The following is a 23310-nucleotide window of genomic DNA, read 5'->3' on the forward strand; positions in this document are numbered from 1 at the left end:
ACGACCACCAAAACGGGAGACTACAATGGCACTGAAACATTACGGTTTGGCGCTCTGCGCCTTCGCATTTGCCGGTTCCACCGCCCTTGGCACGGTGACGGCACATGCCGCCGACAAGGAGATCAGCTGGATCTACTGCGGCGACAAGATGGACCCGATCCATGAGAAATACATCAAGGAATGGGAAGGCAAGAATGCCGGCTGGAAGGTGGTGCCTGAGGTCGTCGGCTGGGAACAGTGCCAGGATAAGGCCACCACGCTCGCTGCCGCTGGCACGCCGGTCGCCATGGCCTATGTCGGTTCGCGCACACTGAAGCAGTTTGCGCAGAACGATCTCATCGTTCCGGTGCCGATGTCGGATGAAGAGAAGAAGAGCTACTACCCGCACATCGTCGACACCGTGACCTTCGAGGATACGCAGTGGGGCGTACCGGTGGCCTTCTCCACCAAGGCGCTTTACTGGAACAAGGACCTGTTCAAGCAGGCTGGCCTCGATCCGGAAACGCCGCCAAAGACATGGGCGGAAGAAATCGCCTTCGCCAAGCAGATCAAGGAAAAGACGGGCATTGCCGGTTACGGCCTGCCTGCCAAGACCTTCGATAACACCATGCACCAGTTCATGCACTGGGTTTACACCAACAACGGCAAGGTCATCGACGGCGACAAGATCACCGTCGACAGCCCGCAGGTTGTTGAAGCCCTGAAGGCCTACAAGGACATCACGCCTTATTCCGTCGAAGGTCCAACGGCCTATGAGCAGAACGAAATCCGCGCCATCTTCCTCGATGGCAAGGTCGGCATGATCCAGGCCGGGTCGGGTGCTGCAACCCGTCTTCAGGAAACCAAGATCAACTGGGGCATCACGACGCTTCCGCTCGGTCCTGAAGCCAAGGGGCCCGGCACCCTGCTCATCACCGACAGCCTTGCGATCTTCAAGGGAACCGGTGTTGAAGAAAAGGCGACCGAGTTTGCCAAATTCATCACTTCGCCTGGCCCGCAGGGCGAATATGAGCTGCAGGGCGGCGCCGGCCTGACCCCGCTGCGCCCGTCGGCCAAGGTCGATGAATTCGTCGCGAAGGACCCCTTCTGGAAGCCGCTGATCGATGGCATCGCCTACGGTGGTCCCGAGCCGCTCTTCACCGACTACAAGGGCTTCCAGGATACCATGATCGAGATGGTGCAGTCTGTCGTGACTGGCAAGGCAACACCGGAAGATGCCGCGAAGAAGGCATCCGCCGCTCTCGAGCAGTACAAGTAAACATCCATGAGGAGGATGCGGGCGCAACGTTGCCCGCATCCGATCGGTTTTCGCCGCGGGAATGCCGGCGCCTTCAGGTGCTTCTCCCGTGTTTTTTCAACGGTTTCGATCCGGCGCGGTGTGGCGCGGGTTCGGGACATCTCTGAACGCGGCCTGATGTCGGCCGCTGCCGGGAGAGGCAAGTCTTGGGTCAGCTTTATCTCAACAACGTCCGCAAGAACTATGGACATTTCGAAGTCATCAAGGGCGTTCAGCTCGACATCAGGGATGGCGAGTTCGTCGTTTTTGTCGGTCCTTCCGGATGCGGTAAATCCACATTGCTTCGCATGATCGCCGGCCTTGAAGACATTTCCGCCGGCGACGTCGTCATCAATGGCGTGAAGGTCAACGAACTGCCGCCTGTCAAGCGCGGCATCGCCATGGTTTTCCAGTCCTATGCACTCTATCCGCATATGACTGTTTTCGAAAACATCGCATTTCCCCTCCGGGTCGAGAAGATGGAGGAGGAGAAGATCAAGCAGAAGGTTGAAGGCGTTGCGAAAATCCTTCAGCTCGACCAGCGCCTGCAGCAGCGGCCCGGCATGTTGTCCGGCGGCCAGCGCCAGCGCGTCGCTATCGGCCGTGCGATTGTGCGGGAGCCGAAGATATTCCTCTTCGACGAGCCGCTCTCAAACCTCGATGCCGCCCTTCGCGCCGACATGCGTATCGAGCTTACCAATCTTCACAAGACGCTGAAGGCGACGATGATCTATGTCACTCACGATCAGGTGGAAGCCATGACCATGGCCGACCGCATCGTGGTGCTGAATGCCGGCGAAATCGCCCAGGTCGGTGCACCGCTCGAGCTATATCACAAGCCGGCAAACCTGTTCGTGGCCGGTTTCATCGGCAATCCCAAAATGAATTTCCTGAAGGTCACCTGCAAATCAGTCAGCGCAGAGGGCGTGACTGTGGCATATGAAGGCCAGACAATCACCGTGCCGGTGGAGCCTCGTGCGGGTCTTCAGGGTTCTAAGCTGACGCTTGGCATTCGCCCGGAACATACCCTGCTTGAAGCCGCCGATCTTAATATCAAGGTTGCGCCGAGTGTGATCGAGCGGCTCGGGATCAACACGATCGCTTACGGGGTCGCGCCGACGGGCGAGAATTATTGCGCCCTGCTGTCGGGCTCGGCACCTGTTGTCGTGGACGAGCCCATTGTCACCGGCATCAAGGCCGCCGATTGCCATCTGTTCGATGAGAGCGGCATTGCGCTCGAGCGACGCGTCGATCTCTCCGTTCTGAAGTTGATACAATAGGGGCTGGAGCCGGGCCATGACATCTGTTGACCCATGCCCGGCTGTTTCCGACACGACCCGTGTCCGGCGGTCTTCTGTCTCGAGACGAAAAAACAACGCCGGACGTTCTGCCCGGCGTTCACATCTTTCTCTGATGCTTGTTGGTTCAAGGCATGGGGTTGGGCATGTAGCCGGTGAAGCCGCTGATTTTCCAGAGCCCTTCGTGCAGCCTGCAATAATAGAGCGTCTGCCATTTCATGACGTCAAAGCCGCCATCGGCCTTGCGAAGCCCGCCGTCGAACTTCTTGCGCACCAGCGCGGTTTCTCCTTCCACTTCGATCTCTTCGAGCGTGGTTGTCGTGAAAATGGCGTGGCGCGGATCGTCCGCAAATTTCTGGGTCTGGAAATCATGCGCCTGCCGCAGCCATTCCTCCCGATAGGCCGAAAGAGATGGGAAAGACAGGCGCCAGTTGTCCGGGTTTGGATCTCTGTTGGCATTGATTCCGAGAAAGCCATCCTCGACGAAATCGCCCGCGACCCTCGACCAGTCAGCGGCGAGGAAGGCATCGATGTCGCGCGTCACCAGCATCTCCCAGATGGAGTGGCGGGCACTGTCGCTTTCGGGGAAGGGATTTTTGAAGGGGTCGCGCATCATTCGGATCCAGTGTTGAAATTATTTTCAGATTTTGGATATTTATCTGGTGAATATTGTTGGCATATGCTCATCTCTCAATCAACAGAGAAAATTATTTTCATCAAGGAGATGTCGGTGCTGTCGTCAGAGGGACGAAATACGCTTGTTTCAAGGAGGAATGCGGTTGACCGGCGCATCTTAATAGGATGCATCGGGAACGGGGCCAGACTTTAGGTTTTGGCACAACGGAGACCGGCGAGCATGGATATTTTTGCAAAGATTCAGGAAGACAGGGGACAGTTCTCGCAGTCGGAGCGGCGGATAGCCGACATTCTGGTCTCGGATTTCGAATTTGCGGTCAATGCGTCGATCATCGAGCTTGCGGCCCGCGCGGAAGTATCGCCGCCAACGGTGACGCGTTTTTGCCGGCGGCTGGGCTGCCAGAGCTTTTCCGATTTCAAGGTGAGCCTTGCCAAGACGGCTTATGTCGGCGTTCGATATCTGACGTCCGAGCCCTCCAGCACCAGCCCGTCAGACGTTGCTGAAGAGGTATTGGCCAAGGCGCAGGAAGCTCTGTTTCTGCTACACAGGACGCTCGATCCGGCGCTTGCAGATGCGGCGGCGACAAAGATTGCCAATAGCGGCATGATCTATGCCTTCGGAGCGGGCGGCAATTCGTCGATGATCGCTTCCGAGATTCAGAACCGACTGTTCCGCCTTGGGTTGCGGGTTTCGACCAGTGCCGATCACAGCATGCAGCTGATGATGACGGCCGCAGCACGCAAGGAAGACGTGATTATCGGCTCGTCCTTTTCGGGGCGCAATATGGAGTTGGTGAAGTGCTTCAGGCTGGCGCGCGAAATGGGCGTGACGACGATTGCACTCACCCAGAGCGACACGCCCGTCGCCGCCGCCGCGGATATGGTGGTGGCGGTCAATGTGCCCGAGGGAAACAATATCTTCCGCCCGACCTCATCGCGCTATGCCTATCTCGCCGCCGTCGATGTTCTGGCGACGCTTGCTGCCTACCATCAACGGCAAAGGTCAATGGTGACCCTGCGTCACATCAAGCAGCAGCTTGTCGAGCATCGTGACCCGGACGACAGGCAATTGCTCGGTGATTGAGGGCGGAATGATCGACAAAACAGGTGCTTTGCCTGAACCCGCTTAACGATGGGTTGCAAGCTTCAAGGGAGTTGCAGGACATGCAAGACAGAAAAGACCAACTTGCCGTGGTAACCGGCGCGGCCGGCGATATTGGCCGGGCAATTGCCGCGGCACTCGCTGAGACCCATGCAAGGGTGGTGTTGGTCGATATCGACGCTGACGCCCTTTCTGGGGCTGTTTCGCTGTTGTCCGATTCCGAAGTCATTGCGAAGACCTGCGACGTTACGGACCCGCAGGACCTTTCAAGGCTGGCGGCTGAAGTCGCCGAACTGGGTGATGTCGCCACCCTCGTTAACAATGCGGGTGCTGCAAGAGCCGTCAGCCTGCATGATACGACGCCCGAAATCTGGCGCAAGGACAATGCGCTCAATCTGGAAGCGCCGTTTCTCTGCTTCAGGGCATTCGAGGAAGCGTTGAAGCGCACGCAGGGCTCTGTGGTCAACATCACCTCCGTCAACGGCATGGCAGTCTTCGGTCATCCGGCTTACAGCGCGGCGAAGGCCGGCTTGATCCATCTGACGAAACTGATCGCCGTTGAATATGGCAAGTTCGGCATTCGCGCCAACGCCGTTGCGCCCGGCACGGTGCGCACACAGGCGTGGGAGGCCCGTGCCGCGACCAATCCCAGGGTATTTGAGGAAGCGCAGCATTGGTACCCGCTGCAACGGATCGTCAAGCCCGAAGATGTCGCAAATGCGGTCGCTTTTCTGTCGGGTCCTCAGGCTGCTGCCATCAGCGGCGTGTGCCTGCCGGTCGATTGTGGCCTGACGGCCGGGCAGGCGCCGCTGGCGCGGACGTTTTCGCAATCCGAACACTACTGATCAAAACCCTTTTACGGGTTTAATGCGCAATATAGGGGAGCATCATGGCGCTCGCACAGTATCGTCTCGAAAATTCCTGGCATCCGCTTGCCGACTCCGCATCTGGCGGCTTCACTTTCACCCTGGTCAATCTGTCGCGTGAGCCGTTGACGGATTTCCGCATCGTTTACACGTCGCTGACGCGGACGGTGGACAAGCCGGTTTGCGACAACGCGGTTTACCTGCGCCGCAATGCCAATTTCCATGAATTTGCGCCGCCGGTCGGCTTCGTGCTGGAAGCCGGACAATCCTGGCGCTTTACCGTCGATGGCCTGCTGCGACCGGCGAGGCACCGCACGGATGGGGCAAAGTCTGCTTACATCAGCCTTGCCGATGGCACGCATCGCGCCGTGGATGTGGGTGACTTGATGCTGGATGGCCGTCACAGCGAACCGGCGCCGGTGCTGCTTCCCGAAGGCAAGCTCGATCTGCCCTTCGCCATTCAGCCCTGGCCCGCCGAAATCGACGCCGAGCCCGGCGAGGGCTTTCCCGTCGCACTCTTCCCGACGGAAGATGCGGGAGCCGAAGAAGTGCTTGCGGTGGAAACCGTGCTGTCGCTGTTCCGCAGGCTCTTTGCCGTCGGGCATGTGCCTTTCAGCCTTGCGCCGGTGCATGAAGGAAAACCACTGCATTTCAAGCGGCATAGCGGGCTGGAAGCGGAAGGTTACCGCATTTCCTTCTCCAGCGACGCTGTGACAGTCGAATATTCGGCTGCTGCCGGTCTGCAATATGGTCTGACGGTTCTGGCGCAGCTGCTGCATGGCGCGCGCGTCGATCCGAAATTCCGGTTCCCAGCTTCGGGCACCATCGGCGATGCGCCGCGCTATAGCTGGCGCGGCTGCCATCTCGATGTTTCGCGGCAGTTTTATCCGACAGACGATGTGCTACGGCTGATCGATATTCTCGCATGGCTGCGTATGAACCGCTTCCACTGGCATCTGACGGACGATGAGGCATGGCGTCTGGAAATCAAGGCCTATCCGCTGCTCACGACTGTCGGTGCGACGCGTGGCCCGGATGCGCCGCTCCTGCCACAGCTCGGCAATGGGGCGGAGCCGGTTTCCGGCTTTTACACGCAGGACGATGTGCGTCTCGTGGTGGCGCATGCGGCGGCATTGAATATCGAGGTCGTGCCGGAGGTCGATATTCCCGGTCATAGCACGGCGGCTTTGGTTGCCTATCCGGAGCTGACGGATGGGCAGGAAGCACCTGACAGCTACCGTTCCGTGCAGGGATACCCGAACAATGCACTTAACCCCGCGATCGAGCAGACTTACGAATTCCTCGGCAAGATCTTTGACGAGATGGTTGAACTCTTTCCGTCACGGCTGATCCATGTCGGCGGTGACGAGGTTGCGGACGGATCGTGGCTGGCCTCGCCGCTTGCGAGGGGTCTCATGGAGAAGGAAGGGCTCGATGGCACTTTCGGTATTCAGTCCTACTTCATGAAGCGCGTTCAGACCATGCTGCATGAGCGCGGCCGCCAGCTTGCCGGCTGGGATGAGGTTTCTCACGGCGGCGGCGTCGATCCGTCGGGAACATTGTTGATGGCGTGGCAAAAGCCGGAGGTCGGGCTTGAGCTGGCAAAGCAGGGTTATGACGTGGTGATGACGCCAGGTCAGGCCTATTATCTCGACATGGTGCAGGATGAGGCCTGGCAGGAGCCGGGGGCAAGCTGGGCTGGCACCGTTCCGCCGTCGCATACCTACGCGTATGAGGCCGTTGGCCACTTTCCCGACGAATTGAAGGAAAGGATGAAAGGCGTTCAGGCCTGCATCTGGTCCGAACATTTCCTCAACCGCGCCTATTTCAACCACCTCGTTTTCCCAAGGCTTCCGGCCATTGCCGAGGCGGCGTGGACGCCGAAGGCGCAAAAGGACTGGTTGCGTTTTGCAGCCATCGTTCCGTTGAACCCGGTTTATTGAGGAGGGTGGGATGCGCATTGCCATTGGCGGTATTCATACCGAGTGCAGCACCTATTCCCCCGTGTTGATGGTGCAGGAGGATTTTCGCGTCTTTCGCGGCGTAGATCTTCTGGAGGCGGAATATTTCAATTTCCTTGGCGAGGGCGGGGCGGAACTGCTGCCGCTGCTGCATGCGCGGGCGGTGCCGGGCGGCCCGATTTCACGCGCCGCCTATGATGCGTTCAAGGACGAATTCCTCGAGCGTCTGAAGACCGCATTGCCGCTGGACGGGCTTTATCTCGCCATGCATGGCGCGATGAATGTCGAGGGCATGGATGATGCGGAAGGCGACTGGATTTCCAGTGCCCGAGCTTTGGTTGGCCCGGATGTTGTTGTCGCGGCGAGCTACGATTTGCATGGCAATGTCAGCCAGACCATCATCGATCAGCTGGATATTTTCGCCGCCTATCGGACAGCCCCGCATATCGACGTACGCGAAACGATGGTGCGTGCCTGGACGATGCTGAACAAGGCCCTGAAGACGGGAGAGAAGCCCGGCGTGGCCTGGGCGAAAATTCCGGTTCTGCTGCCGGGCGAAAAGACGTCCACGGAAGACGAGCCTGCCAAAAGCCTCTATGCCGCCCTGCCGGATTACGATGCACGGTCCGGCGTGTGGGATGCGAATTTCATGATCGGTTACGTCTGGGCCGATGAGCCGAGGGCGACCGCTTGCGCGGTGGTGACGGGGACCGACAAGGCGGCGGCAAAGGCTGTCGCCACCGAAATTGCGCAATCCTACTGGGATGCAAGGCAGGATTTTCGTTTTGGTCCGGTGACGGAGCCGCTCGACACCATCCTGGGGATTGCCGAAAGGACCGCTACACGGCCGATCATTCTTGCCGACTCCGGCGATAATCCGACGGGCGGCGGAGTGGGCGACCGCGCCGATGTAATGGCGGCGCTGATTGAGCGCAACTGGCAGGGTGCGTTGCTGGGCGGCATAACCGACCGGCCGGCTGTTGACGCTTGTTTTGCTGCTGGTGAGGGCGCGCATCTTTCTCTGAAGATCGGTGGCAGTCTCGATCCGCAGAGCCCGTCCGTGACCGTCGAGGCCCGTGTTGTGAAACTGGACGATCCAGGTGCTGCTGACCAACGGCAGGCGGTGGTCGCCATCGGCGGCATCACGGTCATTCTGGCGGCGCGGCGCAGGCCCTATCACATGATTTCCGATTTCACCCGTCTTGGCTTTAATCCAAAGGAGGTGCGGCTACTGGTCGTCAAGTCCGGTTATCTTTCACCGGAGCTTGCGCCCATCGCTAACCCGAATTTGATGGCTCTGACCGAAGGGGTCATCAACCAGGATATCGAGAACCTGCCGAACCAACGTCGGGACGGCGATTTTTACCCCTGGAAACCGGATTTCGATTATTCACCCACACCCGTTCTGTCGGCCCGCTGGCGATGACGGCGCTCCGATAGTTTACCCCGATCCGGCAAAGCCGGATCACATCCAGGCGAATTCCCATGCCATCGGCTCTTTCCATCGTCATCAACAATCCGTCGATCCGCATCGGGGCGCTCGCCATCCTGTTTTTTGGCTTCTCGAATGCCGCGACGGCCCCCTATCAGGCAGTCATCGGTATTCGCGAAATCGGGCTCAGCAACAGCGTCTATTCGATGCTGATGCTGTTTGCCGCCATCATCAACGTCAGTGCCAGCGTGTTGATGGGGATCGTGGCCGACAGGCTGGGAGAATATCGTAAACCCATGCTGTTCATCGCGCTTTTCGGCGTTAGCGGTTATCTTCTGGTCTATCTGGTCGGCAACGCCACGGCTTTCGTCAGCGCCAAGCTCCTTCTGCTTCCGATTTTCGGGGCGATGAATTCGCTGATCTTCGCGCATGTGCGCGCGGACGCACGCAACCTCTCGACCGGCGACATGATCGCGGTGAATTCGATCATGCGCGCCACCATCTCCCTGTCCTGGGTTCTGGTGCCCGGTATCGTCGGCATTTTCCTTGTGAACTCCGGCAATATGCTTCTGGCCTTCCTGTTCTCGGGCATTTGCGCGCTTGTCTGCTTCCTGTTGGTTGCTTTCTGCTTGCCACGCGCGGCGACGCCGGCGGTGGTCAATACGGAGGCGCGCTTCGGCTTTATGGCTTCGCTTTCGGAAATCGGATCGCGGCGGGTGCTGTTGCGGATCATCGCCATCGCGCTGATCTGCTCGATGCTGCATCTGAACGACTCTATCCGCTCGCTCATCATCACCGGACAGGCAAGGGGTACGGTCGCAGATATCGGCATCGTCGCCGGTATCGTTGCCGCGCTGGAAATCGTTTTCATTCTCTTTTGGGGCTGGATCGAGAAGAAGATGCCGCAAACGCTCACGCTTGCGGCTGGCTCGGTACTTTATGCGATATACCTTGTCCTGCAGGGGCTCGCGACCGCGCCATGGCACATTTACGCGCAAACCCTCATCAGCGCGCTGGGTGCAGCCGCCATCATCAGTATTCCCATCACCTATCTACAGGAGTTGATCGCAGACCGGCCGGGGCTCGGAAGCTCGCTGATCGCCGTGAACATCTTCCTTGGGGCTGGTCTCGGCGCTCTCATTTTTGCTTTGGGAACGCTGGTCACCAGCTATTCCGGCACGTCGATACTCGGTGCGATCGTCGGTTTGGGCGGCGTTTATATGCTCTACACGCTTGATGGGACCGGCCGCCGCAGGTAACGGCCACCCGGATGAAAGAGGTACCTATGATTCTCGAAATTTGCGTGGACGATGTGGCGGGTCTGGAAGCGGCCGTGAGGGGCGGGGCAGACCGTATCGAACTTTGTGCCGCGCTCTCGGGCGGCGGGGTCACCCCATCGGCAGGGTTCATGCAGCGGGCGGCGACCTATGGACTGCCCGTGAGCGTGATGATCCGGCCGCGCGCCGGCGATTTCGTGTTCACGCGCGACGAGGCCGACGTGATGAAGCGCGATATCGATGCGGCACGCGTGGCAGGGCTTTCCGGCGTGGTGATCGGCGCATCGCGTGCCGATGGCTCGCTTGATATGCTGTTGCTTGAAGAATTGCGCCGCCACGCGGATGGGCTGGACATGACGCTTCACCGCGCGTTCGATGTCGCGCCCGATTTGGATGAGGCTCTGGAGGCTGCTATCTCGCTCGGTTTTCCTCGCGTCCTCAGCTCAGGCGGTGCGCGCTCGGCGCTGGAGGGCATCGAGACTTTGGCGCGTCTGTCAGATGTCGCCAAGGGCCGCATCGTCATCATGCCGGGTGCCGGTGTGCGCCCGCAAAGCGTTCAGGCTTTGCTGTGTCGCTTTCCGATCACGGAAATCCACGCTTCCTGTTCCGCCGTGCCATCCTATGATCCGGAAAGCATGGTGGCGAAGCTTGGTTTCACCGGTGCAGGGCGGAAGGCGACGGACGAAGCCGCCGTGCGCCAATTAAAGGCAATTCTCACCGCTCGTCATAAAGGCGGCGTAGCGCTCTAGCGGTGCCGGCGGCGCCATCGAGATCGAGGTGAACCTTGCCCGGTTCCGGCAGCGCCAGAGCTGCCTCGACGGCGTCGGCCATGGACTGTCCAGAGATGTTTTTTTCCTCCAGCACCTGCGCCAGCCCGAGCCGCGCCAGCCGTTCCGCGCGGGCGCTCTGCTCCGTCTCGCCACCGGCTGCGAAGGGGATCAGGAGCGAGCGGCATTTCGCCTGGAGGATGTCGCAAACGGTGTTGTAGCCCGCCTGCGAGACCGAAAGCCGCGCGCCTGCCAGAAGACTGGCGAAATCCTTGCGGAAGCGGAAGACGGAGACATTGTCCGGCGCTTCAGCGGAGATCGCATCGAAATCCGTCTGCGGCATGTTCGGGCCGGTGACGAGGCACCAGCTTTTGATGCCAGGGAGCAACGGGACGGCCTCAAGCGCTGCCCGGATGAGCGCTGCACCGACAGCACCGCCACCTGCGGAAACGACGATATCGAATTTTTCCACCGGCTCCGGCGGTGGCAGCGGGGCGACGAGCCCGGTATAGACAATGCGCTGGCTGATCTCGTTCGCGAGGGGGAAGGTATCTTCCAGCCTGGCGAAGTCGGGATCACCGTGCACCAGCACCGCGTCGAAATGTTTCTTCACCAGGGAAACGGTCTCTTCGTCCCGGCCCGGCTTGGTCTTTTCCTGCAGGATATCACGCAGCGATGTCATGACCAGCGGGCGTTGTTCGCTGTCTTCAATCTCGTCCAGCAGCGGCAGCAATTCGAAGCGCACCTGTCTGCGGCCAAAGGGGAAAGCCTCGATGATGACGATATCGGGTTTCGCGCCGTGATAGGCGCCGATCAGCATATCGGTTCTGAGGTTCTTGAAGGCGTCGTCAACCGGCTTACCGGCACTGTCGACAAGGCCGGAAAAGCTGCCGTCACTCACGGCGATCGGCGGCAACTCCACATGGCGGATGCCTTCACCCGGAAAACCCGGAACTGGAGTACCGCCGGTGACGAGAACAACGTCAAAGCCATCCGCCTGCAGAGCATTGGCGATGCGGCTGGCGCGGGCAATATGGCCGATGCCGAGAAGATGCTGGACGTAAAAGAAAACACAGGGACGTTTTTCCATCTCGGTCATGGTGTCTTTTCCCACTCGGTCTCGAACAGAGCCTTCAATTCCGCGATACTGGTGCGATGATCGAAGGCGGTTCGCACACGGTTTTCTGCGGCAGCGCCCAGACGTTGGCGCAGTTGCGGATCGGTGATCGCGCTGCGCAGCGCTTCCGCAAAGGCTGCCGGATTTTCCGGCTCCGTCAGCAGACCGTTTTCGCCATTGACGAAGAACTCCGGAATGCCTGAAATATTGGTGGAAACGCAGGTCAGCGCCTGGCTCGCTGCCTCGACCAGCACATTGGGTAGACCGTCGCGATCGCCATCGCTGGTGATGCGGCAGGCCAGCGCAAAGAGGTCGGCTTCCCGATAATTCTGCAGCACCTGCTTCTGGTCCATGGCGCCGGTCCAGACGATCCTGTCGGCGATGCCGAGTTCGTCGGCCAGTTTTTTCAGTGGGGTCAGTTCGTCACCGCCGCCGATATGGGTGAAGCGCCAATGGATGCCATGGGGAAGCGAAGCGAGTGCCCGCAGCAGAATATCGATGCCCTTTTTCTTCACTGCCCGACCGACGCTCAAAATCCGAACGGGGTCATCCGGATTGGATCCGTCCCGCGCTGGGCGGGGCGTTTCGAAATGCGGAAATCGGGTGAGATCGAGACCGTGATAGCTTAGATGCACATTCCGCCGCGCCCCGGAAAGGGTCTGCAGGTGCTGAAAGCCACCAGCGGTGCAGGTAACGGCCCAGCGGGCGCTTTGCAGCTTGGCGGCAAGGTCGCGGTCGCCGGAGGTCCAGATGTCCTTTGCGTGCGCCGAAATCGTCCACGGCACGCCCGTGATGAGATGGGTATAGGCTGCGACCGACGCGGGCGTGTGGATGAAATGGACATGCAGCCATTCGGCATCCTCTGGCCATTCATGCGCGAGCACCGCGGCCTGCCCAAAGCGGCGGAAGCGGTTTCGGCTGAAATCATGCGGCAGGTCGCTGAAAAAACGGCGAAGCGCTCTGCTGAAACCGCGCTTCTTGCGGCAGGCCCAGAGCGCTTTCAGGACCCGCAAAGGCTCTTCATGCAGATATTCCGGCAGATATGTGACGGGCGCCCGGATTTCATCGTGGACAGGATGACGTTTCTTGTCCGTCGGCCGGCGCATCGACACGAGTTCGAGTTCCAGCCCCGCCTTTTCCAGCCCCAGAAGTTCCTGGGCGATGAACGTCTCAGACAGGCGCGGGTAGCCCTTCAGGAGCACCACGATCTTTTTCGTATCAGTCACAGCGTGTATGTCTCTAAAAATTGGTGTCGAGCCGACATCAGGCGCTCAGCGTCATCTGTGATCTCTCACCCTCGGGCGGCAGCCATTCGGCAATTCTGCGGGAGATGTTTTCGAGACCGTCGAGCTTCAAGCCGCGCGCGCTGACCGAAGGCGGCGCGCGATTGGGCAGGGCCTTCAGCGCTGCCGCCATTTTTGCCGGGTTTTCGGCATCTTCCGGCAGCAGCATGTCGAAAAGACCAAGCTCGGATGCACGACTGGCGCGGATCAGCTGTTCTTCCCGCGGTACCGTGCGGGGCACAACGAGGGCGGGCTTATCGAAGGATAATATCTCGCAAACAGTATTGTAGCCGCCCATCGAGACAACGGCCTGCGCACCAGCGACGAGGTCTTCCATGCGGTTATCGAATTCGATGATCTCGATATGCGGGATATCGGCGACGCTGCTCATGAAGCGCTGGCGCTGGTCTGCCGGCATATAGGGGCCAAGCACGACGAGCGCCTTGTGGGTGAGTTCTGGGTCATGGTGATAGGCGTTGATGACGTCGTCGATCAATTCACTGCCGTCGCCGCCGCCGCCGGTGGTGATGAGAAGATAATCGCCTTCCGGCCGGTGAGCCACTGTCTCGGCCTGCGTCTTGGATCGCTGGAGAAAGCCGACGAAATCCATCTTGTCGCGAACGGTCTTCGGAACGTCGAGCCCTGTCAGCGGATCGTGAAAATCAGGCGGACCATAGACCCAGACATGGTCATAGAGCTTGCCGATCTTGTTCATGACATTGTTGCGCTTCCACTCGGCCTCGAGCAGCTGCGGCGCATCCATGACGTCGCGCAGGCCGATGACGAGCTTGGTGCCCTGTCCCTTGAGATAGGCGAGCGTCTCTTCCACCTCGCCGCGCAAGCCCATGGGCTCCTTGTCGACGATGAAGATGTCAGGCTTAAAGCTTTCGGCGGTATGATAGATGATGGAGCGGCGCATCTTCAGCGTTTCCTGAAGATCGATGTGCCTGTCCATCGAGGTGTATTCACCATTGCGGAGCTTGATGACGCTCGGGATTTTCACGAAATCGACGCGGGCGCGGTAATCGAATGCACCGGCAATGGTGGCGCCTGAAATGATGAGAACGTTCAGGCCGCGATAGTCCTCCACCAGCGCGTGCGCGATCGTGCGACAGCGCCGCAGATGGCCGAGACCGAAGGAATCATGGCTGTACATGAGAATGCGCGCGTCGTTCAAACGGGAGCTCATGGGCCACACCTCTTTTTGCCTTCCACAAAAAAGGCGATGGCTGAAGGGCAATAGATCAAGGTGTATTCCATTTTATCTGAAGGGGTCCGCCGCATCACGTAGTCCGTCGCCGAAGAAATTAAAGGCCAGGATGACGAGAACGACCGGGATCGTCGGGATGAGAAGCCACGGATATAGCGCAATGACGCTGACGCTGCGCGCCTCCGTGAGCAGAATTCCCCAACTTGTGATCGGTGGCCGAAGACCGAGGCCGAGGAAGCTCAACGCAGTCTCGCCGAGGATCATGCCGGGAATGGTGAGCGTCGCCGAAGCGATGAGATGTGACATGAAGCCGGGAATGAGGTGTCGGCCAATGATGCGCGAAGTTCCGGCGCCCATCAATTGTGCTGACAAAACATAGTCTTCTTCGCGAAGCGCCAGCAGTTTGGAACGCACGGCGCGCGCAAGGCCCGTCCAGTCCAGCATGCCGAGAATAATGGTGATGCCGAGATAGACGAGGATGGGGCTCCAGGTCACCGGCATGATTGCGGCGAGCGCCAGCCAGAGCGGAATGCTCGGAATGGATTGCAGCACCTCGATGATGCGCTGGACGATCAGGTCGAATGTGCCGCCGCGATATCCCGCGAGACCACCGATCACAATGCCGAGAACGAAGCTCATCGCGACGCCGAGAAGGCCGATAGTCAACGAAATGCGCGCGCCGTAGATGATGCGGGAAAGCACGTCACGGCCGAGCCGGTCGGTGCCAAGCAGGAACATTTCTCCGCCTTCGGCCGGGCAGACGAAGTGGGTTCTGCCTTCAAACAGGCCCCAGAAACGATAGGTGTCACCCTTGCAGAAGAAGCGCAGCGGCTGGATATCCGTTGGCACGTCGCGGTAGACGCGCCGCAGATTATCCATGTCGAGCGTCATCTCGCGGCCATAAACGAAGGGCCCGACAAATTTTCCGTCGTTGAAGAGATGAATGGACTGCGGCGGCGCGTAGATATGATCGATGTTGCGGGTGTGCAGATTATAGGGCGCAAGGAATTCGCAGATGAGGATGGACAGATAAAGCACCAGCAGAAAAGCGCCGGACCAGACGGCAATCTTGTGCTGGCGGAACTGCCACCACATCAGGCGCAGCTGCGACGCCTTGCTGAAGGCGGCCATGCCCGATGTGTTGGGTTCGATCAGAGAAGGATCGAAAGGCGCTGTCGAGACATAATGGGGAAGGGCGTCGCCGGGCTTCGGGATGGATGAAGTCATTTGACGTTACCACCTCCAAAGCGGATTCGGGGATCGAGTATGGCAAGGGCTATGTCCGAAACCAGAACGCCGATGACCGTCAGGAAGGCAAGGAACATCAGGAACGAGCCGGCCAGATACATGTCCTGACTCTGCAACGCCCTGATCAGCATCGGGCCGGTTGTTTCCAGCGACAGGACGACCGCTGTGATTTCCGCTCCCGATATAATGGCGGGCAGGATAGAGCCGATATCCGAGATGAAGAAGTTGAGAGCCATGCGTAGCGGATATTTGGTCAGCACCTTAAAGGGGTGCAGACCCTTGGCGCGAGCGGTCACCACATATTGTTTCTGCAGCTCATCCAGAAGGTTGGCGCGCAGCCGACGGATCATGCCGGCGGTGCCCGCCGTGCCAATGATGAGCACCGGTATCCAGATATGCTCGAGGATCGACTTGAACTTCGCCCAGCTCATCGCCTGATTGAGGTACTCCCGGTCCATCAGGTGGCCGATGGAGATGCCGAACCAGATGTTGGCGAAATACATCAGGATCAACGCCAACATGAAGTTTGGAATGGCGATGCCGAGCAGGCCGAGGAAGGTGAGGCCATAATCGCCCCAGCTGTATTTGTGGGTGGCGGAATAGATGCCGATCGGGAAGGCAATGAGCCACGTGACGATGATCGTCAGGAAGGACACGAGCACCGTCAGCCAGAGGCGGTCGCCCACGACATCGCTGACGGGCAGCTGATATTCGAAGGAATATCCGAAATCGCCGACCAACATACCCGTCGCCCAGCGGAAGTAGCGGATCGGTGCAGGCTGGTCGAAACCATAGCGGGCGCGCAACTCCTCGATTTCAGCAAGGTTCGCCGTCTCGCCCATGGCGCGCAACTCGGCGACATAACTTTCGAAATAGTCACCCGGCGGCAGCTCGATGATGGTGAAGACAAGCATCGAAATCAGGATCAGCGTTGGGATCATGACGAGGATGCGCTTTAAAATATACCGCAGCATATCAGGCCTCTCCGTCATACCAGAACGTATCCGGCATGTAGACGCCGAGATACGATGTCGGTTCATAACCGAAAAGCGCCTTGTCCGGCACGTTTCGCATGCGCTTCACATGGACAACCGGTTGCAGCGCGCCGTTGACAATGCCGATGGAAAAGACCTGCTGGGTGTAAACGCCAAGCATTTCCAGCCAGATCGCCTCGCGTTCTTCCTCTGTCACGCTTCTGCGCCAGGTCTTCAGGAGATCGAGCAGATGGGCTGCTTCCTTCAGGTCGGGCTCCTTCCCCTCGCGGCCGCCCGAGAGATAGTGAATGCCCCAGACCGGCCATTGAAGCTGGTCGTCGCCTGTGGGGGCAAGCCCTGACGGCAGCATGTCGGCCGTGGGCACGCCATTATCCATCCCCATCCACACCGACATCAAGACTTCGCCGCCCATGGCGCGCTTTCGGAAAACATCACGCTGGGTAGGACGAACGGAAACCGCGATGCCGATATGCCGCCAGTGGTCCGTGACCAGCTCCATCACGTCGGTTTCCAGCGTGCTTTCGCCCGTGGTCTCGACGATAATGTAAGCCGGGCGGCCGTCCGGCAGAAGACGAAGGCCGGCATCGTCGCGTTTGTCGAGACCGACCTCATCGAGCAATCTATTTGCCGCTGCGCGGTCAAAGGCGCTCCAGGCGTCCGCAAATTCCTGCCGGTAAAGCGGGCTTTCCGGTAGAACGGTGTCGGCGCTTTCCTTGGCGAGCCCGTAAAAGCAGACCATGTTGATTTCGTGCCGGTTGATGGCAAGCGACAGAGCGCGGCGCACACGCACGTCCTGGAACGTGCTTCGCCAGACCGGATCGGCGCAGTTGAGATTTGGCAGGAGCGCGATGCGCGAGCCCTGGGAGCGCTTGTAGAGATTAACCTTCAGGGGAAAACGCTTCTCCGCGTCCTTCAGGAACGTGTAATCGGCAAAATCGAGGCCGAAATATTGCAGGTCGCTATCGCCCGAGGCTGTCTTGGCGGAAATGATGTCGGACGAGGTGACGTTCAGCAGGAAGCGGTCGAGATAGGGCAGTTGCAGCCCGTTTTCATCGACGCGGTGGTAGTAGGGATTGCGTTCGAAGACGAATTGTTCGGCCGGTGGTGCGGTGGTGTTGCGCCAGGCGTCAAGTGTTGGCAGAGCAGGGTTTTCCGGGCGCACCTGCCGCGACATCTTGATGTGCAGACCGCTCCAGTCATCCGCCTTGTTTTTCTTGATGAGCTTGGCGAGGTTTTCCGGCGTCTGATATTTGACGTGGAACTGCTTCATGTACGCGGCTGGCAAGAACAGCCGCGCCGGCGACGCTGCCGCAAGCTTCGCCAGAAAATCCGGGTTCGGGCCATCCCAGCTGTAACGCACGGTCAGCTTGTCGATCACCTCGATCTGGGGTGGCTTGTTGTTGACGAGAAGCTCGATTGGCGGGCCACCCTTGTGGATTTCCTTATTGAGAGCGACATCCTCCCAGAAATAGCGAAAATCCTCTGACGTGAAATCGCTGCCATCGGACCATTTGTGGCCCTCACGCAGCTTGAAGGTGAAGATGCGCTCTTCCTGGACCTCGTAGCTTTCGAGGATATCCGGATGCAGCTCGAATTTCTCATCATATCCGACGAGCCGGGCATAGTTGCTGATGGGCATCAGGCGGATATCTCGCTGCCCACCGATCAGCATGCGCACCGTGCCGCCGTGTTTTCCGGGCTCGCGTCCGAGCGCTTTCACGTCGATCACACGCGGGTTTTTCGGCAGCCGGTCGGCGACGCCCGGTAATTCGCCTTTCTCGCGCTTTTCCTTGAAGTAGTCAGGATCAACATAAGCGGCGCGCGCAAAGGCCGGCATAAAAACGGAGGCCAGAAGGGCAAGGGTGGTGCGACGCGTGATCAAGGGCGAAGCTCCCTGATATCGGCATTGCCGTTGGCCAGCACGAAATGACCCTCGCCGAGGTCGGCTGAAACCATCTGGCCGTCGCCGTCATCCCGGAATTGTTTGCCCCAGTCGAATTTGCCCGTCGCGCTGATTTTGCCGATGGTGCTAAAATCAAGCGGGCGATCGAGATCGGGGAAGGGCACGGCTGCGAGCAGCGATTTTGTATAGGGGTGGACGGGAGCGCGCATCAGGCTCTCGCGCGGCGCCAGCTCCACGATACGGCCTTCACACATGACAGCTACACGGTCCGCCATATAGTCCACGACCGCCAGATTGTGCGAGATGAAGAGATAGGTCAGCCCGAGATCCTGCTGCAAGTCCTTCAGTAGATTGAGGATTTGTGCCTGCACGGACACGTCGAGGGCAGAAACGGGTTCATCGCAGATCAGCAGTTCCGGTCCGAGTGCCAGCGCCCTGGCAATACCGATACGCTGCCGCTGGCCACCGGAGAAGCTGTGCGGATAACGGTTCAGTGCGCTTTCGCCAAGGCCGATCGCCCTGACCAGACCGCGAACTTTTTCCGCCCGGTATTTGGCGTCGCCGCGTCCATGGATTTCAAGCGGTTCGCTCAGAATGTTGCCGATGGTCATGCGCGGCGAGAGCGAGGAAATCGGGTCCTGGAAGACCATCTGTATCTTCGAGCGAAGCTCTTTCAGCTCGCCGTCCTTGGCATTGAGCACATCGATATCGCCTTCCTTCCGATGGAAAGTTATCGAGCCCTCATCGGGGCGAACCGCGCGCATCAGGATTTTGCTGACGGTTGTTTTGCCGCTGCCGCTTTCGCCGACCAGGCCGAGACATTCGCCACGGCGGATTTCGAAACTGACGCTATCGACAGCCTTCGTCGCATTGGCAGCGCCTTTGCGGAACCAGCTCGATTTGCGGGTCGTGAAGGTCTTGCTGATATTGTCTACCGTCAGCAGCGGGCCTGGGGTCTTGTTAACCGCGGCGGTCTTCTTGCCGACCAGACTTTCGTGGTCGATGTTGATTTCACGCAGCGCCTTCAGCCTTTCGCCCGGCTTCATGTCGAAGTGAGGCACAGCCGCCATCAGCCCCTTCAGATAAGGGTGGGCAGGCGCCTTGAAAATGTCGTCGACGGTGCCGGCTTCCATGATTTCGCCCTGATAGATCACGGCAACCTCGTCGGCGATGTTTGCCACCACGCCCAGATCGTGGGTGATGAGCAGCATGCTCATGTTGAGCCGGCTCTGAAGATCGCGCAGCAGTTTCAGAATCTGCGCCTGTATCGTCACATCAAGCGCGGTCGTCGGCTCATCGGCGATGAGAAGTGCCGGACGACAGATGAGCGCCATGGCGATCATCGCGCGCTGTCGCATGCCGCCCGACAGTTCGAACGGGTACATGTTCACGACCTTCTTTGGATTCGAAAAGCCGACGAGGTCGAGGGTCTCGTACATTTTTTCAGCACGCTCTGCCGGTGACAGGATGCTGTGAATGCGAAGCGCTTCATCGATCTGGTTGCCGATTGTGTGCAGCGGCGAAAAGGAGGTCATGGGTTCCTGAAAGATCAGGCCGATGCGATTGCCGCGGATCGAGCGTATTTCCCGTCCATCCTTCGGCAATTGCAAGAGATCGACGGGGCCGGCGGCGGCATTTTCTGGATCGGTAAAGAGCACGCGGCCGCTCACCCGCGCCGTCTTGGGATGAATGCCCATGATCGTCTGGCCGATGACCGACTTGCCTGAGCCGGATTCGCCCACCAAGGCTGTCACTTTTCCCGGAAGAATGCGAAGGCTGGTGTCCCTGACGGCATCGATGGTGCCGCCCATGAGAGAAAATGAGACCCGCAGATTTTCGATACGGAGCAAATCTGCGCCAGCGCTCATGCCAAAGTGTTCCTTGCCGTCTCTCTATCGTTGCCTTGTGACAATTGCTCAGGAGGGCTTAAATTCACGTTATCGTAGGGCTTGTTGTCTGTCTATGCCTCTGAAACAATGAATTGTTTAGCAAATTCAAAGCCGGCTTCCGAAATGCGGTGCCTGCCTCATGCCTTTTGTTTGACCATAAGTTAACGAGCCTTTCTGGACGAGGATCCATGCCCGATAAGAAATATTACGACGGCCAGCTGGAGAAAGCCCGTCAGTTGCAAACTGATGGCCAATATGCGGAAGCGCATGCGCTTCTCCTATCACTGGCTGCAGCAAAAGATGCGCACCTGATGGGGGAGCAGACCGTGCTTGGCCTGCCGCGCCGGCTGCATGCGGCAAGGTTGCGGCTTGCCAAGGCCGAAGGTGATCTGGTCGCCAGGATCGGGTATCAATATACGCTGGTTCCGCCGCCGCAGGCGCTGGAGAAATATGCGCGGTTTTCCACGGAGGAGCGCCGCTTGATCAGCCTCAAAAGCCGCGAGCCCGTGCCAAGATGTATCCACCAGATATGGATCGGAAACAAACCGCCCCCCGTGTCGGTTGAGGCCTGGGCGGCGCACGCTGCGAAGCACGGCTATGACTATCGCCTCTGGCGCGAGGCCGATCTGGAGCGGGAAGGGGTCTTATCGAACGGCGTCTTTAAGGCGATGCTGGATGAAGGCGATTATCCGGGCGCGGTGGATGTTGCCCGTTACATCCTGCTGGAGCGTTTTGGCGGGATCTATCTTGACTGCGACTGGTATCCGGCCAGCGACGATGTGAGCTTTGACGCCTTTCTCCCTCTGGTGGGGTTGACGGTGTTCGATGAAAAAACGCCGCGCGACACGGGGCAGGGCAGCACGCTGCTTGCCAATTCCTTCATTGCTACACCTGTTGGCCATCCGGTCTTCCGCAAGATGCTCGAGTCATTTCCAGGGATTTTGAGGGACATGCCGCGTGCGCCGGCCTGGTGGTCCACCGGCCCGCTGATCTTCACCATCACAGCGCGAGCGGGAAGCATCAGCCTTGCGCCGGCGGGTTTCGTCGCCGCGTCTCTTCAGGATCGCGCGCCCTTTGAAGAGGTCGAGGCGATCAGACGCACACTTTCGAACGCGGCGAGCGGCATGCTCATCGCCTGGAAATCATGGTGAGATGTTGTCGACGAGGTCCTTCGAAGACCGCCAGCGGGCGGCCGGATGACCGCAGGTGACCTCGAAAAGCCGTCTCAGGAAATCCCAAACCGCGCCATCATGCACGAGATGATGGGCAAGGATCCCGGTCGCAGCGCCGCTTTCGGCTGCGCTCAGAATACGGGCGGCGGTTTCTGCGAATAGCACATCAGCGTCGCGACCACCTCGGCTACCGTGCCAGTCAATCACGTCAACATGGGTGTTCAGGCGTGGCGGAAGACCGGGTTTCTCCGGACCGAAAACGGAGAGGGCGCGGTAGCCAAGACCCGCCAGCCTTTCCACGATACCGGCGTCGATGCGGTTCCATGGTGGCACGAGCATTGGCACGAAACGGCTGCCATGCAAATCGCGCAGCTTTTCAAGCCCGGACTGCAATTCGTCAAGCACTACAGCAGCCTCACGATGCGATCCGAGTTCCTGCTTCTTTTCTTTTTCGCTGGCATAGTTCGTGTGCGACCAACCGTGGACGGCAACCTTCGCGATAAGCGAAGCCTCAAGATGGCGTGCGAGTTTCTCCGTCGTCTTTTCGGGAATGACCGCGAGCGTCACTGGAGCGCTGAAGTCGGCGCAGAGATCGAGCAGCGTATCGAGTGCCGGTGTCGGTTCCACCGCATCGTCGTCCCGAAGCCAGAGATCGGCCTTTATGCCGCGCCGGCTGCATTCATCCAATGCCGCGTTAAGTTTTTCCAGACTCATGATCGTCGCGCCTTTGCCTGCAAAAGGATATGGTTCAGCTTCGCTGCGGCGTTTTCCAGAGATCGTTCATTGATGACGAATTGGCGGGCCGCTTTTGCCAGTTCCTCACGCTGCCTGTCATCGCCGAGCAGGGTCTTGATCGCCTCGGCATAAGCGGCTGTATCATTTTCCGGTGTCAGTAATCCTGTTGTGCCGGATTTTACCACTTCGGGAACACCGGCCACCTTTTCGGCCACGACGGGCAGGCCGGCAGCCTGCGCTTCGAGATAGGCGAGACCATAAGCCTCGCCATGGCCCGGCCAAACATAGAGGGATGCTCTTGAAAGAAGTGCCGCGATGTCTGTCGGGCTCTTTTCCCCATGCCAGACAAGGCGGTGATCGGGAAACACGCTGAACATACTCTCCACGGCCGTGCGTTCCGGGCCGTCGCCGACGATGTCCAGCGTCCAGCCGAGAGTTTCAGGCAATAAAGCGAGCGCTTCGGACAGGCTACGATAGCTTGAGAGCTTATCGCCCGCCCGCATCATGGCGACGGTGATGAGCCTTGATGGCCGTGGCCGGGGCGCGTTGCCGCGAAACGACCCGGCGTCGATAAAGGGTGGTAACATGGCCCATTGCAGGCTCGGGGAAGCGCGTACAAGCCCTTCACGATCCCGCGCGGTAAAGCAGATATTGACCGCGGCCCCGTTCAGTGCGGCGAGCAGCGCGTCCTGAACTGCCTGCCAACCCACATCGTTGCGTTTCGGCGAATAGGATGCCTCGGCCGTGACATAGGGGATGCCGAAACGCTTCACCAGTTCCGGTCCGAGCAGATCCGGGGCCTTGTAATAGGGATGGTAGCAGAACCAGAGGTCCGGTGCGCCGTCCTGACGCCATAGCTCCGCGATCGTTTCGATTTCGAGCCTGGCCTCATCGGCAAGCAATGACCGTGCCGGCTCGTCCGGTTGTTTCAGAAAGCTGCGCAGTTCTGAAGCGACAAAAACCTCATGGCCACCCATCGTCATCGCCTTCATCAGCAAACGTGCCATCAGCCGGTCGCCGGAGGGAACGGGATGGTTGGGCGATTTGAGCGGCGCATAAAAGGCGATCTTCATGGCGATGGTTGTGCGTTGCCGACGGCTTGGGCGTCAACCGGAATTTGAAAGGGCCGAGCCTTGACAGGCT

Annotated in this window: 19 protein-coding genes; 9 read left to right on the forward strand and 10 right to left on the reverse strand. The window is 59.3% G+C overall.

The window, feature by feature from the left end:
- Positions 1-25 precede the first annotated feature (25 nt).
- Together AT6N2_RS11590 and AT6N2_RS11595 are read left to right on the forward strand one after the other, a co-directional pair.
- Positions 26-1258 carry an ABC transporter substrate-binding protein gene (locus AT6N2_RS11590; RefSeq protein ID WP_209086950.1) on the forward strand — a complete coding sequence of 411 codons (1233 nt, stop codon included), beginning with the start codon at positions 26-28 and terminating at the stop codon, positions 1256-1258.
- A gap of 185 nt (positions 1259-1443) precedes the next feature.
- Positions 1444-2556 (forward strand): ABC transporter ATP-binding protein, encoded by a 1113-nt coding sequence (locus AT6N2_RS11595; RefSeq protein WP_209086952.1) that lies wholly within the window; start codon positions 1444-1446, stop codon positions 2554-2556.
- Between the two features lie 145 nt (positions 2557-2701).
- On the opposite strand, the gene AT6N2_RS11600 is transcribed toward AT6N2_RS11595, so the two are convergent.
- Positions 2702-3187, reverse strand: coding sequence for a hypothetical protein (locus AT6N2_RS11600; RefSeq protein ID WP_209089667.1), 486 nt, complete (start codon positions 3185-3187; stop codon positions 2702-2704).
- 243 nt (positions 3188-3430) lie between these two features.
- Here AT6N2_RS11600 and AT6N2_RS11605 point away from each other — a divergent pair, with 243 nt between their 5' ends.
- The 6 genes from AT6N2_RS11605 to AT6N2_RS11630 all read left to right on the forward strand — a co-directional run bounded on the left by AT6N2_RS11605 (position 3431) and on the right by AT6N2_RS11630 (position 10597).
- The gene (locus tag AT6N2_RS11605) at positions 3431-4294 is read left to right on the forward strand and encodes a MurR/RpiR family transcriptional regulator (RefSeq protein ID WP_063948385.1); all 864 of its coding nucleotides are present in this window, start codon (positions 3431-3433) and stop codon (positions 4292-4294) included.
- An 80-nt stretch (positions 4295-4374) separates the two neighbouring features.
- Positions 4375-5157, forward strand: coding sequence for an SDR family oxidoreductase (locus tag AT6N2_RS11610; RefSeq protein WP_063948387.1), 783 nt, complete (start codon positions 4375-4377; stop codon positions 5155-5157).
- A 44-nt stretch (positions 5158-5201) separates the two neighbouring features.
- Positions 5202-7121, forward strand: coding sequence for a beta-N-acetylhexosaminidase (locus AT6N2_RS11615; protein ID WP_209086954.1), 1920 nt, complete (start codon positions 5202-5204; stop codon positions 7119-7121).
- A 10-nt stretch (positions 7122-7131) separates the two neighbouring features.
- Positions 7132-8565: a M81 family metallopeptidase gene (locus AT6N2_RS11620; protein ID WP_209086956.1), complete on the forward strand. Its 1434-nt coding sequence runs from the start codon at positions 7132-7134 to the stop codon at positions 8563-8565.
- A 59-nt stretch (positions 8566-8624) separates the two neighbouring features.
- A complete protein-coding gene (locus tag AT6N2_RS11625) occupies positions 8625-9830 on the forward strand; it encodes an MFS transporter (protein ID WP_063948393.1) in 1206 nt (401 codons plus the stop codon).
- 26 nt (positions 9831-9856) lie between these two features.
- Complete coding sequence (locus tag AT6N2_RS11630) at positions 9857-10597, forward strand: copper homeostasis protein CutC (protein ID WP_209086964.1); 741 nt, start codon at positions 9857-9859, stop codon at positions 10595-10597.
- Here the strand turns inward: AT6N2_RS11630 and AT6N2_RS11635 are convergent.
- The 7 genes from AT6N2_RS11635 to AT6N2_RS11665 form a co-directional block, all read right to left on the reverse strand.
- Complete coding sequence (locus AT6N2_RS11635) at positions 10563-11714, reverse strand: glycosyltransferase family protein (RefSeq protein ID WP_209086966.1); 1152 nt, start codon at positions 11712-11714, stop codon at positions 10563-10565. The two genes, AT6N2_RS11630 and AT6N2_RS11635, sit on opposite strands and share 35 nt — an antisense overlap.
- Positions 11711-12958 carry a glycosyltransferase gene (locus AT6N2_RS11640; protein ID WP_209086969.1) on the reverse strand — a complete coding sequence of 416 codons (1248 nt, stop codon included), beginning with the start codon at positions 12956-12958 and terminating at the stop codon, positions 11711-11713. Before AT6N2_RS11640 ends, AT6N2_RS11635 begins: the two co-directional genes overlap by 4 nt.
- A 37-nt stretch (positions 12959-12995) precedes the next feature.
- Complete coding sequence (locus tag AT6N2_RS11645) at positions 12996-14204, reverse strand: glycosyltransferase family protein (protein ID WP_063948401.1); 1209 nt, start codon at positions 14202-14204, stop codon at positions 12996-12998.
- A 72-nt stretch (positions 14205-14276) separates the two neighbouring features.
- Positions 14277-15452, reverse strand: coding sequence for an ABC transporter permease (locus AT6N2_RS11650; RefSeq protein WP_063948403.1), 1176 nt, complete (start codon positions 15450-15452; stop codon positions 14277-14279).
- A complete protein-coding gene (locus AT6N2_RS11655) occupies positions 15449-16447 on the reverse strand; it encodes an ABC transporter permease (protein WP_144579236.1) in 999 nt (332 codons plus the stop codon). Before AT6N2_RS11655 ends, AT6N2_RS11650 begins: the two co-directional genes overlap by 4 nt.
- 1 nt (position 16448) lies before the next feature.
- On the reverse strand, positions 16449-18350 hold the full coding sequence (locus AT6N2_RS11660; RefSeq protein WP_063948407.1) for an ABC transporter substrate-binding protein: 1902 nt from the start codon (positions 18348-18350) through the stop codon (positions 16449-16451).
- Positions 18347-20239 carry an ABC transporter ATP-binding protein gene (locus AT6N2_RS11665; protein ID WP_144579235.1) on the reverse strand — a complete coding sequence of 631 codons (1893 nt, stop codon included), beginning with the start codon at positions 20237-20239 and terminating at the stop codon, positions 18347-18349. Before AT6N2_RS11665 ends, AT6N2_RS11660 begins: the two co-directional genes overlap by 4 nt.
- Positions 20240-20448: 209 nt before the next feature.
- Between AT6N2_RS11665 and AT6N2_RS11670 the strand changes: the two genes are divergently transcribed.
- Positions 20449-21411 carry a glycosyltransferase family 32 protein gene (locus AT6N2_RS11670; RefSeq protein WP_209086971.1) on the forward strand — a complete coding sequence of 321 codons (963 nt, stop codon included), beginning with the start codon at positions 20449-20451 and terminating at the stop codon, positions 21409-21411.
- Here AT6N2_RS11670 and AT6N2_RS11675 read toward each other — a convergent pair.
- Together AT6N2_RS11675 and AT6N2_RS11680 are read right to left on the reverse strand one after the other, a co-directional pair.
- Positions 21403-22146, reverse strand: a complete 744-nt coding sequence (locus AT6N2_RS11675) for a polysaccharide deacetylase family protein (RefSeq protein WP_209086973.1) — start codon at positions 22144-22146, stop codon at positions 21403-21405. The genes AT6N2_RS11670 and AT6N2_RS11675 overlap by 9 nt on opposite strands.
- Positions 22143-23240 carry a glycosyltransferase family 4 protein gene (locus tag AT6N2_RS11680; protein ID WP_209086981.1) on the reverse strand — a complete coding sequence of 366 codons (1098 nt, stop codon included), beginning with the start codon at positions 23238-23240 and terminating at the stop codon, positions 22143-22145. Before AT6N2_RS11680 ends, AT6N2_RS11675 begins: the two co-directional genes overlap by 4 nt.
- Positions 23241-23310: the final 70 nt, after the last annotated feature.

Source organism: Agrobacterium tumefaciens (assembly GCF_017726655.1).
Taxonomy (GTDB): Bacteria; Pseudomonadota; Alphaproteobacteria; order Rhizobiales; family Rhizobiaceae; genus Agrobacterium; species Agrobacterium tumefaciens_B.

Excerpts from the sequence above, each read along its gene's own strand:
- AT6N2_RS11655 (WP_144579236.1), bottom strand. The coding sequence starts at position 16,447 with ATGCTGCGGTATATTTTAAAGCGCATCCTCGTCATGATCCCAACGCTG.
- AT6N2_RS11625 (WP_063948393.1), top strand. The coding sequence starts at position 8,625 with ATGCCATCGGCTCTTTCCATCGTCATCAACAATCCGTCGATCCGCATC.
- AT6N2_RS11605 (WP_063948385.1), top strand. The coding sequence starts at position 3,431 with ATGGATATTTTTGCAAAGATTCAGGAAGACAGGGGACAGTTCTCGCAG.
- AT6N2_RS11650 (WP_063948403.1), bottom strand. The coding sequence starts at position 15,452 with ATGACTTCATCCATCCCGAAGCCCGGCGACGCCCTTCCCCATTATGTC.
- AT6N2_RS11635 (WP_209086966.1), bottom strand. The coding sequence starts at position 11,714 with ATGACCGAGATGGAAAAACGTCCCTGTGTTTTCTTTTACGTCCAGCAT.
- AT6N2_RS11680 (WP_209086981.1), bottom strand. The coding sequence starts at position 23,240 with ATGAAGATCGCCTTTTATGCGCCGCTCAAATCGCCCAACCATCCCGTT.
- AT6N2_RS11620 (WP_209086956.1), top strand. The coding sequence starts at position 7,132 with ATGCGCATTGCCATTGGCGGTATTCATACCGAGTGCAGCACCTATTCC.
- AT6N2_RS11670 (WP_209086971.1), top strand. The coding sequence starts at position 20,449 with ATGCCCGATAAGAAATATTACGACGGCCAGCTGGAGAAAGCCCGTCAG.
- AT6N2_RS11675 (WP_209086973.1), bottom strand. The coding sequence starts at position 22,146 with ATGAGTCTGGAAAAACTTAACGCGGCATTGGATGAATGCAGCCGGCGC.
- AT6N2_RS11615 (WP_209086954.1), top strand. The coding sequence starts at position 5,202 with ATGGCGCTCGCACAGTATCGTCTCGAAAATTCCTGGCATCCGCTTGCC.
- AT6N2_RS11630 (WP_209086964.1), top strand. The coding sequence starts at position 9,857 with ATGATTCTCGAAATTTGCGTGGACGATGTGGCGGGTCTGGAAGCGGCC.
- AT6N2_RS11645 (WP_063948401.1), bottom strand. The coding sequence starts at position 14,204 with ATGAGCTCCCGTTTGAACGACGCGCGCATTCTCATGTACAGCCATGAT.
- AT6N2_RS11610 (WP_063948387.1), top strand. The coding sequence starts at position 4,375 with ATGCAAGACAGAAAAGACCAACTTGCCGTGGTAACCGGCGCGGCCGGC.
- AT6N2_RS11590 (WP_209086950.1), top strand. The coding sequence starts at position 26 with ATGGCACTGAAACATTACGGTTTGGCGCTCTGCGCCTTCGCATTTGCC.
- AT6N2_RS11665 (WP_144579235.1), bottom strand. The coding sequence starts at position 20,239 with ATGAGCGCTGGCGCAGATTTGCTCCGTATCGAAAATCTGCGGGTCTCA.
- AT6N2_RS11600 (WP_209089667.1), bottom strand. The coding sequence starts at position 3,187 with ATGCGCGACCCCTTCAAAAATCCCTTCCCCGAAAGCGACAGTGCCCGC.